11 protein-coding genes are annotated in these 12,582 nt (G+C 72.2%); 6 read left to right on the top strand and 5 right to left on the bottom strand.

Going from position 1 to position 12,582, the window contains the following annotated elements:
- The 3 genes from STRAU_RS13720 to erm all read left to right on the top strand — a co-directional run.
- Window positions 1-3,496 (top strand): multifunctional oxoglutarate decarboxylase/oxoglutarate dehydrogenase thiamine pyrophosphate-binding subunit/dihydrolipoyllysine-residue succinyltransferase subunit (locus STRAU_RS13720; protein WP_037659211.1); only part of this gene is annotated, 3,496 nt, incomplete at its 5' end.
- Window positions 3,497-3,681: 185 nt separating this feature from the next.
- Window positions 3,682-3,864 carry a DUF6104 family protein gene (locus tag STRAU_RS13725; protein WP_003961784.1) on the top strand — a complete coding sequence of 61 codons (183 nt, stop codon included), beginning with the start codon at window positions 3,682-3,684 and terminating at the stop codon, window positions 3,862-3,864.
- Window positions 3,865-4,165: 301 nt separating this feature from the next.
- Window positions 4,166-4,942, top strand: coding sequence for a 23S ribosomal RNA methyltransferase Erm (gene erm, locus STRAU_RS13730; RefSeq protein ID WP_016640912.1), 777 nt, complete (start codon window positions 4,166-4,168; stop codon window positions 4,940-4,942).
- 93 nt (window positions 4,943-5,035) lie between these two features.
- Here the strand turns inward: erm and STRAU_RS13735 are convergent, their stop codons facing one another.
- On the bottom strand, window positions 5,036-5,950 hold the full coding sequence (locus STRAU_RS13735; protein ID WP_037659212.1) for a TIGR03620 family F420-dependent LLM class oxidoreductase: 915 nt from the start codon (window positions 5,948-5,950) through the stop codon (window positions 5,036-5,038).
- A 139-nt stretch (window positions 5,951-6,089) separates the two neighbouring features.
- Here STRAU_RS13735 and STRAU_RS13740 point away from each other — a divergent pair, with 139 nt between their 5' ends.
- Window positions 6,090-6,722: a TetR/AcrR family transcriptional regulator gene (locus tag STRAU_RS13740; RefSeq protein ID WP_016640915.1), complete on the top strand. Its 633-nt coding sequence runs from the start codon at window positions 6,090-6,092 to the stop codon at window positions 6,720-6,722.
- 506 nt (window positions 6,723-7,228) lie between these two features.
- Here STRAU_RS13740 and STRAU_RS13745 read toward each other — a convergent pair.
- Window positions 7,229-8,065 carry a hypothetical protein gene (locus tag STRAU_RS13745; RefSeq protein ID WP_016640917.1) on the bottom strand — a complete coding sequence of 279 codons (837 nt, stop codon included), beginning with the start codon at window positions 8,063-8,065 and terminating at the stop codon, window positions 7,229-7,231.
- Window positions 8,066-8,360: 295 nt separating this feature from the next.
- On the opposite strand from STRAU_RS13745, the gene STRAU_RS13750 reads away from it, so the two are divergent.
- Entirely contained in the window at window positions 8,361-9,344 is a 984-nt protein-coding gene (locus tag STRAU_RS13750; RefSeq protein WP_016640916.1) for a DUF4097 family beta strand repeat-containing protein, read from the top strand.
- A 1-nt stretch (window position 9,345) separates the two neighbouring features.
- Window positions 9,346-10,485, top strand: a complete 1,140-nt coding sequence (locus tag STRAU_RS13755; RefSeq protein WP_037659215.1) for a PadR family transcriptional regulator — start codon at window positions 9,346-9,348, stop codon at window positions 10,483-10,485.
- Window positions 10,486-10,603: 118 nt separating this feature from the next.
- Here the strand turns inward: STRAU_RS13755 and STRAU_RS13760 are convergent, their stop codons facing one another.
- From STRAU_RS13760 to STRAU_RS13770, 3 genes are all read right to left on the bottom strand, one after another.
- On the bottom strand, window positions 10,604-11,164 hold the full coding sequence (locus tag STRAU_RS13760; protein ID WP_016640919.1) for a Clp protease N-terminal domain-containing protein: 561 nt from the start codon (window positions 11,162-11,164) through the stop codon (window positions 10,604-10,606).
- Window positions 11,164-11,373, bottom strand: a complete 210-nt coding sequence (locus STRAU_RS13765; protein WP_016640920.1) for a helix-turn-helix domain-containing protein — start codon at window positions 11,371-11,373, stop codon at window positions 11,164-11,166. Before STRAU_RS13765 ends, STRAU_RS13760 begins: the two co-directional genes overlap by 1 nt.
- 79 nt (window positions 11,374-11,452) lie before the next feature.
- Complete coding sequence (locus tag STRAU_RS13770; RefSeq protein ID WP_016640921.1) at window positions 11,453-12,415, bottom strand: zinc-binding dehydrogenase; 963 nt, start codon at window positions 12,413-12,415, stop codon at window positions 11,453-11,455.
- Between the last annotated feature and the right edge of the window lie 167 nt (window positions 12,416-12,582).

The raw sequence follows: 12,582 nt of genomic DNA on the forward strand, positions 1-12,582 counted from the left end.
CGCCGCGCCCGCCGCGCAGGCTCCGGCCCCCGCCGCCAAGCCCGCCACCGCGAAGCCCGCAGCCGCCAAAGCCGCGCCCGCGAAGGCGGAGCCCGCCAAGGCGTCCAAGGACGCCAAGGAGTCGGCGGGTCCCGAGTACGTGCCGCTGCGCGGCCCGTCCGCGGCCGTGGCGAAGAACATGAACGCCTCCCTGGAGCTGCCCACGGCCACGTCCGTGCGCGCCGTCCCGGTGAAGCTGCTGTTCGACAACCGCATCGTCATCAACAACCACCTCAAGCGCGCCCGCGGCGGGAAGATCTCCTTCACGCACCTCATCGGGTACGCGATGGTGCAGGCCATCAAGGCCATGCCGTCGATGAACCACTCCTACGCGGAGCGGGACGGCAAGCCCACCCTCGTCAAGCCGGAGCACATCAACTTCGGCCTGGCCATCGACCTGGTGAAGCCCAACGGCGACCGCCAGCTCGTGGTGGCGGGCATCAAGAAGGCCGAGACCCTGAACTTCTTCGAGTTCTGGCAGGCCTACGAGGACATCGTCCGCCGTGCCCGTGACAACAAGCTCACGATGGACGACTTCACCGGCGTCACGGTCTCGCTGACCAACCCCGGCGGCCTCGGCACGGTCCACTCCGTGCCGCGCCTGATGCCCGGCCAGTCGGTCATCATGGGCGTCGGCTCGATGGACTACCCGGCGGAGTTCCAGGGCACCTCCCAGGACACCCTGAACAAGCTGGGCATCTCCAAGGTCATGACGCTGACCTCGACGTACGACCACCGCGTGATCCAGGGCGCGGCGTCCGGCGAGTTCCTGCGCATCGTCGCGAACCTCCTCCTCGGGGAGAACGGCTTCTTCGACGAGATCTTCGAGGCCCTGCGCATCCCCTACGAGCCGGTCCGCTGGCTCAAGGACATCGACGCCAGCCACGACGACGACGTCACCAAGGCCGCCCGCGTCTTCGAGCTGATCCACTCCTACCGCGTCCGCGGCCACGTCATGGCCGACACGGACCCGCTGGAGTACAAGCAGCGCAAGCACCCGGACCTGGACATCACCGAGCACGGCCTGACGCTCTGGGACCTGGAGCGCGAGTTCGCCGTCGGCGGCTTCGCCGGCAAGTCGATGATGAAGCTGCGCGACGTCCTCGGCGTCCTGCGCGACTCGTACTGCCGCACCACCGGCGTCGAGTTCATGCACATCCAGGACCCGAAGCAGCGCAAGTGGCTGCAGGACCGCATCGAGCGCCAGCACGCCTCCAAGCCGGAGCGCGAGGAGCAGCTGCGCATCCTGCGCCGGCTGAACGCCGCCGAGGCGTTCGAGACCTTCCTGCAGACGAAGTACGTCGGCCAGAAGCGCTTCTCCCTGGAGGGCGGCGAGTCCGTCATCCCGCTCCTGGACGCGGTCATCGACAGCGCCGCCGAGTCCCGCCTGGACGAGGTCGTCATCGGCATGGCCCACCGCGGCCGCCTGAACGTCCTCGCGAACATCGTGGGCAAGTCGTACGCGCAGATCTTCCGCGAGTTCGAGGGCAACCTCGACCCGAAGTCGATGCACGGCTCCGGAGACGTCAAGTACCACCTGGGCGCCCACGGCACCTTCACCGGCCTGGACGGCGAGCAGATCAAGGTCTCGCTCACCGCCAACCCCTCGCACCTGGAGGCGGTGGACCCGGTCCTGGAGGGCGTCGTCCGCGCCAAGCAGGACATCATCAACAAGGGCGGCACGGACTTCACGGTCCTGCCGGTCGCCCTGCACGGTGACGCGGCCTTCGCGGGCCAGGGCGTGGTGGCCGAGACGCTCAACATGTCGCAGCTGCGCGGCTACCGCACGGGCGGCACGGTCCACATCGTCATCAACAACCAGGTCGGCTTCACGGCCGCTCCGGAGTCCTCGCGTTCGTCGATGTACTCCACGGACGTGGCCCGGATGATCGAGGCGCCGATCTTCCACGTGAACGGCGACGACCCGGAGGCCGTCGTCCGCGTCGCGCGGCTCGCCTTCGAGTTCCGTCAGGCGTTCAACAAGGACGTCGTCATCGACCTGATCTGCTACCGCCGCCGCGGACACAACGAGTCCGACAACCCGGCGTTCACGCAGCCGCTGATGTACGACCTGATCGACAAGAAGCGCTCGGTCCGCAAGCTCTACACCGAGTCCCTGATCGGTCGCGGCGACATCACCCTGGAAGAGGCCGAGCAGGCCCTCCAGGACTACCAGGGACAGCTGGAGAAGGTCTTCACGGAGGTCCGTGAGGCCACCTCCCAGCCCGCCCCGGCAGAGGTTCCCGAGCCGCAGCCCGAGTTCCCGGTGACCGTCAGCACGGCGATCAGCCAGGAAGTCGTCAAGCGGATCGCCGAGTCCCAGGTCAACATCCCCGACCACGTCACCGTGCACCCGCGGCTGCTGCCGCAGCTGCAGCGCCGCGCGGCCATGGTCGAGGACGGCACGATCGACTGGGGCATGGGCGAGACCCTCGCCATCGGCTCCCTCCTCCTGGAGGGCACCCCGGTGCGCCTGGCGGGCCAGGACTCCCGCCGCGGCACGTTCGGCCAGCGCCACGCGGTCCTCATCGACCGCAACACGGGCGACGACTACACGCCGCTGCTGTACCTCTCCGAGGACCAGGCCCGCTTCAACGCCTACGACTCGCTGCTCTCCGAGTACGCGGCCATGGGCTTCGAGTACGGCTACTCCCTGGCGCGTCCCGAGTCCCTCGTGATGTGGGAGGCGCAGTTCGGCGACTTCGTCAACGGCGCGCAGACGGTCGTGGACGAGTTCATCTCGTCGGCCGAGCAGAAGTGGGGCCAGACGTCCGGCGTCACCCTGCTGCTGCCGCACGGCTACGAGGGCCAGGGCCCCGACCACTCGTCGGCCCGCCCTGAGCGCTTCCTGCAGCTCTGCGCCCAGAACAACATGACGGTCGCGATGCCGACCCTCCCGTCGAACTACTTCCACCTCCTGCGGTGGCAGGTGCACAACCCGCACCACAAGCCGCTGGTGGTCTTCACGCCGAAGTGGATGCTGCGCCTGAAGGCCGCCGCCTCCAAGACGGAGGAGTTCACCACGGGCGGCTTCCGTCCCGTCATCGGCGACGAGTCGGTGGACCCGAACGCGGTCCGCAAGGTCGTCTTCTGCGCCGGCAAGCTCTACTACGAGCTGGAGGCCGAGCGGCAGAAGCGCGGGGTCACGGACACGGCGATCATCCGCATCGAGCGGCTGTACCCGCTGCCGGGTGCCGAGCTCCAGGCGGAGATCGCCAAGTTCCCGAACGCCGAGAAGTACCTGTGGGCCCAGGAGGAGCCGGCGAACCAGGGCGCGTGGCCCTTCATCGCCCTCAACCTGATCGACCACCTGGACCTGGCGGTCGGCGCCGACATCCCGCACGACGAGCGGCTGCGGCGCATCTCGCGCCCGCACGGCTCGTCCCCGGCGGTCGGCTCCAAGAAGCGCCACGAGCAGGAGCAGGAGCAGCTGCTGAACGAGGTCTTCGAAGCCTAGTCCGCGGCGGTTCACGCAGTTCGGTACGTCGGGTGGGCCCGGCCCCGAGTCCTGGTAAGGGACTTGGGGCCGGGCCCACCGGCGTACGGGCCGCACCGGCCCGAGCGGCGTACGCCCGTACGATGAGACGGAACGAAACCGACCCCGGCCGCAGGCCCGGGTCCCGCCCGCATCAGGAGCAAGAGTTGTACTTCACCGACCGTGGCATCGAGGAGCTGGAGAAGCGGCGCGGCGAGGAGGAGGTCACCTTCGAGTGGCTCGCCGAGCAGCTCCGCACCTTCGTGGACCTCAACCCGGACTTCGAGGTCCCGGTCGAGCGCCTCGCCACGTGGCTGGCACGGCTGGACGACGAGGACGAGGACGAGTAATCGGCTTCTCCGGGGATGCCGGTTTCCCTGGAGCATGTCGGTGTCCCCAGGGGTGTACCAGCCCCCTGGGCATGCCGGTAGGGGGAACTCCGGTTCCCCGGAAAAATCACTTGCCGGGGGGACCCGGCCGCCGCGTACGCTGCCTCGCATGTGTGCCTTCGCAGCCGCCGCTGTCACGAGGATCCGCCGCGCCTAGCGGCGGGCCGACCTCACTTCATTCGGGAACGCCCCGCCGCTTCAACGCGTAAGCGCCGAGCGGCACTTCGTGCTGCCCGGCTTACCTCGAAGCCGCGGAGATCCTGTGCGCACGCAAACCCATGGCCGTCATGAGTTCGGCCAGAACTTCCTCACCGACCGCAGCATCGTCAGCACCTTCGTCGACCTCGTGGGCCGCACCGACGGCCCGATCGTCGAGATCGGCACCGGAGACGGCGCGCTCACCCTCCCCCTGGAGAAGCTCGGCCGTCCCCTGACGGGCATCGAGATCGACCACCGCCGGGCCGAACGGCTGCGGCGGCGCGCGAGCCCCTCGACGACGATCGTCACCGCCGACTTCCTGCGGTTCCGGGCCCCCGCCGCACCGCACGTCCTGGTCGGCAATCTGCCCTTCCACGAGACCACCCCCATGCTGCGCCGCATCCTGCGCTCCCCGGCCTGGACCGACGCCGTCCTGCTCGTGCAGTGGGAGGTCGCGCGCCGCCGTGCCGGGGTCGGCGGGGCGACGCTGATGACGGCCCAGTGGTGGCCCTGGTACGAGTTCGGCCTCGAAGGCCGCGTCCCCGCTGCGGCGTTCCGGCCGCGCCCGAACGTCGACGGCGGCCTGCTGACGATCACCCGCCGGGAGAGGCCGCTGGCGGCGGGCGCGCGGCGGGAGGAGTACCAGGAGTTCGTCCGCCGGGTGTTCACCGGCCGGGGCCGGGGGCTGCCCCAGATCGTCGCGGCCGCGGCCCCGGACCTGCCACGGCGCCGGATCCAGGAGTGGGCGCGGCGGGGCGGCGCCCAGCGCCTGCCCAAGGACCTCGGTGCCGGGGAGTGGGCGGAGTTGTTCGGGATGCGGGTGGAGGGAGGGCGGAGGTAGGCGCTGGGCGGGCCTCACGGGGCCGTGGGGCCCGCACGGGCCCTGCGGCGACCGGCGCCGCCGGTTCTGGCAGGCGTGGCGCCGGTCAGGCGGTCAGGCGGTCAGGGCGGGTGCCAGCTCCCGCCACTGCCGCAGGGGCAGCTCGCCGGGGTCCGCCGTCAGCACCTGTACGCAGACGTGGTCCGCTCCGGCCGCGAGGTGCTCCGCCACGCGCGCGTGGAGCACGTCGACGTCTCCGTAGGCGACGATCGCGTCCACGAGGCGGCTGCTGGGCGTCCCGGCCGTGTCCTGCTCCCCGAAGCCGAGCCGACGCAGGCTGGCGGCCTGGTGCGGCACCCGCGCGTACCCGGCGACATGCTCCACGGCCACCTCGCGCGCCCGCGCGCGGTCGCGGTCGAGCACGACGGCCTGCTCGACGCCGAGGAACGCTTCGGGACCCAGAATGTCCCGCGCCCGCGCGGTGTGCTCCACGGGCACGAAGTACGGATGAGCGCCCCAGGTGCGCTCGCCCGCGAGGCCCAGCATCTTCGGCCCGAGCGCGGCCAGGACCCGGCGCGGCGCGGGGTCCGGCACGGGACCGTGGGCGGGCGCCGCGTCCATGGCGTCCAGATAGCCGCGCATGGTCGGGACCGCCTTCCCGCGCGCGGGCACCGGATAGCCGTCCACCTCCATCACGGTGTCGTCGACCCGGTGCCCGCCGAGCCCCAGGACGTAGCGCCCGGGGAACGCCTCTCCCAAGGTCCGCTCGGCATTGGCCGTGGCGAGTGGTTCGCGATAGGCGATGTTGGCTATGCCGGACGCGACGACGAGGCGCCGCGTGGCGGACAGCAGCAACCACGCCTGCCCGAAGGTGTCCCGCCCGAACGCCTCTCCGTACCAGATCGCCCCGTACCCCAACTCCTCGATCTCCGCGGCGGCTTCGCGCACCCGGCCCGCGGGATGCCCTTCGAAGGCGAAGGTCCAGATCCCGGCACGCCCCAGACCGGCCTGCCGCTGCAGCTCACTCATGCTCCACACCCCTGACCGTGAACCGGAGAGCCTCTCCGGATATCTGCGGAGTACGATACGGAGAAGTTCTCCGCTCGGCCAGCCCCATCCACCCGGCCTCGCCCCGGCCCCGCGGAACCCGGACTCAGGGAACCCCGAGATGAACCAGCCGCAAACCGAACCACAGCCGCAGCAGCAGCCGCAGTCCCGTGGGCGGGCGGACGGCGGCCGCCCCGCGCGGGCCGACGCCGTCCGCAACCGCGAACGCATCGTCGCCGCCGCCCGGGATGCCTTCGCGGAGGCCGGCCCCGAGGCGTCGTTGAACGAGATCGCCCGCCGAGCGGGGGTGGGTCCCGGCACGCTCTACCGGAACTTCTCCGGCCGCGCCGAACTGCTCGCGGCCGTCCTTGAGGACCGCATCGACACGCTGTGCTCCCGCGCGCGGGAGCTGCTGTCGGCAGAGGCGCCGGATGACGGCCTGGCGGAATGGCTGGGCGCCTTCCTCGACCACGCGCGCGTGAACCAGGGGCTCGGCGGCGCACTGATGCTGGAACTGGAGGCGACGGGCGCCTTCGGCACCGACTGCCACCAGCGCATCCTCGACGCGGCGACCGCGCTGCTCACCCGCGCCCAGCACACCGGCACAGCCCGCCACGACCTCGCCCCCGCCGACCTGCTCCAACTGGTCGTCGGGATCGCCCTGTCCACGACACACAAAGGGGCGCCACAGGACGACCCGGAGCAGGCGAAGCGACTGCTCGGACTGGTGGTGGACGCGACGAGGGCTCACTGAACCAGTCAGGTGCGACGGCGCCGACTACTCCGCGCGGCCGGGGGCGGGCTGGGGGGTAGGGCCGGGGCGGGGCTCGACGTAGGGCCGGGGCCACCGCTTGGCGCAGAGCCGGGGTCGCCGCTGGGCGCGCGGCTTGGCGTCGGGCCGGAGTCGCGGCTCGGCGCACGGCCGGGGGCACCGCTTGGCGCGCGGCTGGACGTCAGCCAGTGTCGCACCTCGGCGCAAGCCCGGAGTCGCGGCTTGGCGCAGGAGCGGGCCGCGGCTTGGCGCAGAGCCGGATGCGCGCCCCGGCGCACAGCCGGACGCCGAGCTCGACGCAGGGCCAGGGTCACCGCTTGACGCAGGACCGAGCGCAGGGGCTCGGCACACAGCCGGACGCAGGGCTCAGCGCAGGGCCAGGGGGCCGTTTGGCGCAGGGCTGAGCGCGCGGCTCGACGACAGGTCGGAGCGGCTGCTCGACGTAGGCCAGAGCGCACCCCGGGCCGCGACCAGGCGCATGGCCTGCCTCACGTCTCGCCCCGCACGCGGCCCCGCTCACGCGTCAGCCCCAGCGCCCCGTGCACCACCAGCACCGCACCCGCCACCGCCCAACCGCGGCCGCGGCGGCGCAGGGACCAGAGCAGGAGCGGGATGCCGACCGCGAGCTGAGCGCCGGACAGGGCCCGGGCCAGGGGGCCGTACTCCACGGCCTCGAGTTCCGCGCGGACCGCGTCCCGCCAGCCGGGCCACTCGACCTGGCGCACGCCGTCCCACACGTGGGCCGCCTCCCGCAGCCGGTCGGCCGGTTCGCCGGGCCGCAGGCCGGGAGGCAGGTCGACACCCGCCCGGGTCAGGACCGCGAGGAGCCCCCGCATACGGGCCCGCGCGTCGGCTCCCGGGTCCGGCCGGGTCAGCGCGTCCAGGGCCTGCATATCGAACACCGGGTCCAGCCCTAGGCGCGCGGCGAACGTCCGCATCGCCTCGTCCTCACCGACCGGCGTCCCGTTCGCCAGCCACACGTACCCGACCGTCCGCCGGAAGCCCGCCGCGAGCGTGTAGCCGCAGCGGTCGGCGTCCCACCACAGCGCGAGCACCGGCCACGACGAACCGACGGCGAGGGCGGTGGCCCAGCCGGTGAGCACACGGTCGACCGGCTCGCCGCCGTGCAGCCAGGGCTTGCCCTCGGGCACGAGCACGCTCCACTCGTCGCCGGCGGGCGCGAGCAGCATCCGCTCGCGCAGGAGTTGCGCGACCGTCTCGACGGAGTCCGCCCCGGCCCGGCAGAGCAGCAGCGCGCCGACGGGAGACCCGGCCGGGTCGGCGGGACCGGAGGGCCGGGAGGAGGGCCACGGCTCGGATGACATGGCTCCCACGCTAGGACAATTCATGCCCTTTGGCTCAGAAGCGACCTCGGACGGCTGCGGGCGACCGAGACGGCGGCCGTTGCCCACGCCGACGACCGTTGCCCACCCGGCGACCGGTGACTGCGTCGGCGACCGTTGACCGCGTCGGCCGCCGATGACCCCAGATGACTCCGGGCGACCGCGAGCGAACGCGGAGAAGAGATAGGTCTTGACTTTCCGTATCCGCGATATATCGTGTGTAGTGCAGACGCGATATGGCGTGTCGCGTCCACCCCGCTCAAGGAGGTCCGCCACCATGCCAGAGTGGTCCGTCGCCGAGCCCAGGAAGCTGACGTTCGACGAGCCCGTGAGGACACTGCGCGTCCGCGTGGCGAACGGCACGGTGAACGTCGTGGGCACAGATGAGGACTCGGCGAGGCTGGAGGTCTCCGAGATTTCGGGCCCTCCGCTCACCGTGACACAGCACGACGGCACCTTGTCCGTCGCGTACGACGACCTGCCATGGAGGAGCCTTTTGGAGTGGCTCGACCCCACGGGCACCCGCCGCGAAGCGGTGGTCTCGCTGGCCGTGCCCGCCGGGACCCGCGTCGAGGTGGGCGTCATAGGGGCGGGCGCCGTGGTCTCCGGGATCGAGGGCCGCGCCGAGGTGCGGGGCATCACGGGAGACACGACACTCGTCGGCCTCACCGGCCCGGTCCGCGCCAAGACCGTCTCGGGCAACGTCGAGGCCCAGGGCGTCACCGGTGACCTGCGGTTCGACTCCGTCTCCGGCGACCTGACGGTCTTCGAGGGCTCCGGGTCCTCCGTTCGGGCCGAATCGGTGAGCGGCTCGATGATCGTCGACCTGGACCCGGCCGTCGGCCCGGCCGATGTCGGGCTCACGAGCGTCTCGGGAGAGATCGCCGTCCGGCTCCCCCACCCGACGCACGCGGAAGTCTCGGCGAATTCCGCGAGCGGCTCGCTCTCCAGCGAATTCGACGAGCTCCGGGTCAGCGGCCAGTGGGGCGCGAAGAAGATCACCGGCAGGCTCGGCTCGGGCGGCGGCCGGCTGCGGGCGAAGACGGTCTCCGGCTCGATCGCGCTCCTGCGCAAGCCCCCGGTGGAGGAAGATCTGTACGGGGCGGACGAGCCCGTGCGGGACGCACCGCCCGCGGACTCCCCGCCCCCGACCCCGACCCCTCCGGCCGTCGCCACGACGGGCGCCCCGGACGCGGACGCCCCCACCGACGCCCCGAAGGCGGACGCCGCCGACGGCCCGACCGACAAGAAGGTGCTCTGAGATGCCTCCCGTGTTCGCCCACGGCCGCCTGCGCCTGTATCTGCTGAAGCTCCTGGACGAGGCCCCGCGCCACGGCTATGAGGTGATCCGCCTCCTCGAGGAGCGCTTCCAGGGTCTGTACGCCCCCTCGGCCGGCACCGTGTATCCGCGCCTGGCCAAGCTGGAGGCGGAGGGCCTGGTCACCCACACCACCGAAGGCGGCCGAAAAGTCTACGCCATCACCGACGCCGGCCGCGCCGAACTGGCCGACCGCAGCGGCGAGCTGGCCGACCTGGAGCTGGAGATCCGCGAGTCGGTGGCGGGGCTCGCCGCCGAGATCCGCGACGGCGTGCAGGGCGCCGCCGGCGAGCTGCGCCGGGAGATGCGGGCGGCCGCGCAGGAAGCGCGCGCCGGCAGCAGGTCCGGCGCCGCGGGCACGAGCTTCCCGAACCCGTCCGACTTCTTCGACAGCTCCTGGGCCGACAGCGACGCGTGGCGTCAGGCGAAGGAGGAGTTCCGGCGCGCCCGGCAGGAGTGGAAGGAGCAGGCGCGGCGGGCCAAGGACGAGAGCCGCCGGGCCCGCGAGGAGGCACAGCGGGCGCGCAGGCAGGCGAAGGACGCGCAGGAGCAGGTGCGGGCACAGGCTCAGGAGGAGTTGCAGCGCATGGCCAAGCGGGTGCAGGAGCAAGTGCAGGACCACTTCGCGCGGGGAGACTGGCCGACGGGAGTCCGTGAGGGCCTGAGCGAACTGGCGAAGGAGTTCGGCGACTTCGGTAAGGAGTTCGGCAAGGACTTCGCGGTGGACTTCGGCTTCGGCACACCGGACAAGGCGTCGAAGACGCCGAAGGACGAGACGTCGAAGGACGACGCGTTCGGGCCGGGGCCCCTGTTCACGGTCGAGCGGGACGACGTGCCGGTGGAGTACGTGCCGGACTGGGCGCACGAGGAGTCCACCGGCGAGCCCGCGCGCGACCTGGACCGGCTCCTGGACCGCTTCCGCGACGACATCCGCGACGCGGCCCGCGACCACGGAGTGTCCGAGGACCAGCTCCGCGACGTCCGCCGTCACCTCTCCGAGGCGGCAGCCCACATCGGTGCGACGCTGCGGTCCCCCAAGGCCCCGGAGACACCCGCGACCCCCGAGGAGACCCCCAAGCCCTGACGCCCCTGGCGCGGCGACACACGCGTCACCGCCGCCGCCACCCCGCCCCGGTCGCCGCAGGCCGTTCGGCCGACCCGGGCGCCGGGCATGCGCCACCGACCATCGGCCGAGCCGGGCCTCAGGGCTGGTACAGGACGCGTTCGACCGTCATCCGGGTCACGCCGTGGTCCGCCAAGACCTCCCCGGCCACGCCGGGGCGGGTCGTCAGGGCCAGGAGGATGTGTTCGTCGCCGATGCTGCGATCGCGGCGGGCCGTGGCGATGCGCAGGGCGCGCTCCAGAATGTCCTTGGCGTCCCGGGTGAAACCGCGGTGCCCGATCCAGGCGCCGATGCCCTTGCGTTCACGCCGGGCGCCCACGCCCGCCAGCGCCCCGGCACCATGGGCCTCTTCGACGCGGGACACGATCTGCTCGACGTCGATGCCGAGACCGGCGAGGGCCTCGGTCTCCGCCTGAGTGAGCCCGCCCCGGCGCCGGGCCTCGGCCAGCGCCCGCGTGATGTCCTCACGGCGGCGGTCGGCACCGAGGGCGGCGAGGGCGAAGGACGCGCGGGTGCCCTCGCGGTCGAGGAGCGCGAGCAGGAGGTGCCCGTCGTCGATGGCGTCGGCGCCGGCCCGTTCGGACTGCTCGACGGCGCCCGTGACCACGTCCCGGGCGCCCCTGGTGAACCGTTCGAACATCACTGCCTCCCGTGCTTCTTGTGGACGGCCTGCCTGCTCACGCCGAGTTCCGCGGCGATCTCCTGCCACGACCAGCCCTGCTGGCGCGCGCTGCGCACCTGCACGGCCTCGAGCTGCTCCACCAGGCGCCGCAGCGCGGTGACGGCCCGCAGCCCGACTCGTGGATCGCGGTCGCCCGCCCGCGCGGCGAGATCCGTTGCTTCGGTCATGCGTGTCAACGTACGTTGACATCCCGGCCCTGTCAACCATGGTTGACAGGGCCGGGATGGGGGCAGACAGGCAGGCAGGTCAGACCGTCAGCACGATCTTGCCGAACTGGCCGCCCGCCTCAAGGCGCTCGAAGCCCTCGCGGGCGCGGTCCAGGGGGAGCACTTCGTCGATGACGGGTCGTACGCCGGCGGCGGCGCAGAACGACAGCAGGTCCTCCAGTTCGTCCTTGGAGCCCATGGTGGAGCCGACGATCTTCAGTTCCAGGAAGTAGACGCGGGTCAGCTCGGCGTGGGAGGGACGGTCACCGCTGGTGGCGCCGGAGATGACGAGTGTGCCGCCGGGGCGGAGCGACTTGATCGAGTGGGACCACGTGGCGGCGCCGACGGTCTCGATGACGGCGTCGACCCGGTGGGGCAGCCGCGCTCCGGACGGCAGGGCCTCCACCGCGCCCAGTTCGAGGGCCCGCTTGCGCTTGGCCTCGTCGCGGCTGGTGGCGAAGACCTTCAGGCCCGCGGCCTTGCCGAGCACGATCGCGGCGGTGGCGACGCCGCCTCCGGCGCCCTGGACGAGGACGGAGTCTCCGGGGCGTACACCGGCGTTGGTGAAGAGCATGCGGTACGCGGTGAGCCAGGCCGTGGGGAGGCAGGCGGCCTCGGCGAACGACAGCTCCCGGGGCTTGGGGAGGATGTTCCAGGTGGGCACGGCGACCTGTTCGGCGAAGGTGCCCTGGTATTTCTCGGTGAGGATGGAGCGCCGCTCGCGCGGGCCGACGCCGTGGCCGCTCTGGCCGATGACGGAGTGCAGGACGACTTCGTTGCCGTCCTCGTCGATGCCGGCCGCGTCGCAGCCGAGGATCATCGGGAGCTTGTCCTCGTCGAGGCCGACTCCGCGCAGGGACCAGAGGTCGTGGTGGTTGAGGGAGGCGGCCTTGACATTCACGGTCGACCAGCCCGGGCGGGAGTCAGGGGCGGGGCGATCGCCCAGCTCCAGGCCGGTGAGGGGTTGGTCGGGGTCGATTCGGGCGGCGTAGGCAGCGAACATGGCGCCGACGATATGCCTGGCCCCTGGGCCTCCGGAACGCCCCACGCGTGTGACCCGCACCGCGTCCCGGTCGCCCCCGGCCGACCCCGGCCAGGCGGCCGCGCCCACCACACCGCAGCGGCGCCCAGCCCTCACAGCAGCGCGCGCCAGCCGCCGGCCCGCAGCCC

This window comes from Streptomyces aurantiacus JA 4570 (genome assembly GCF_000414115.1).
In the GTDB taxonomy this organism is placed as follows: Bacteria; Actinomycetota; Actinomycetes; order Streptomycetales; family Streptomycetaceae; genus Streptomyces; species Streptomyces aurantiacus_A.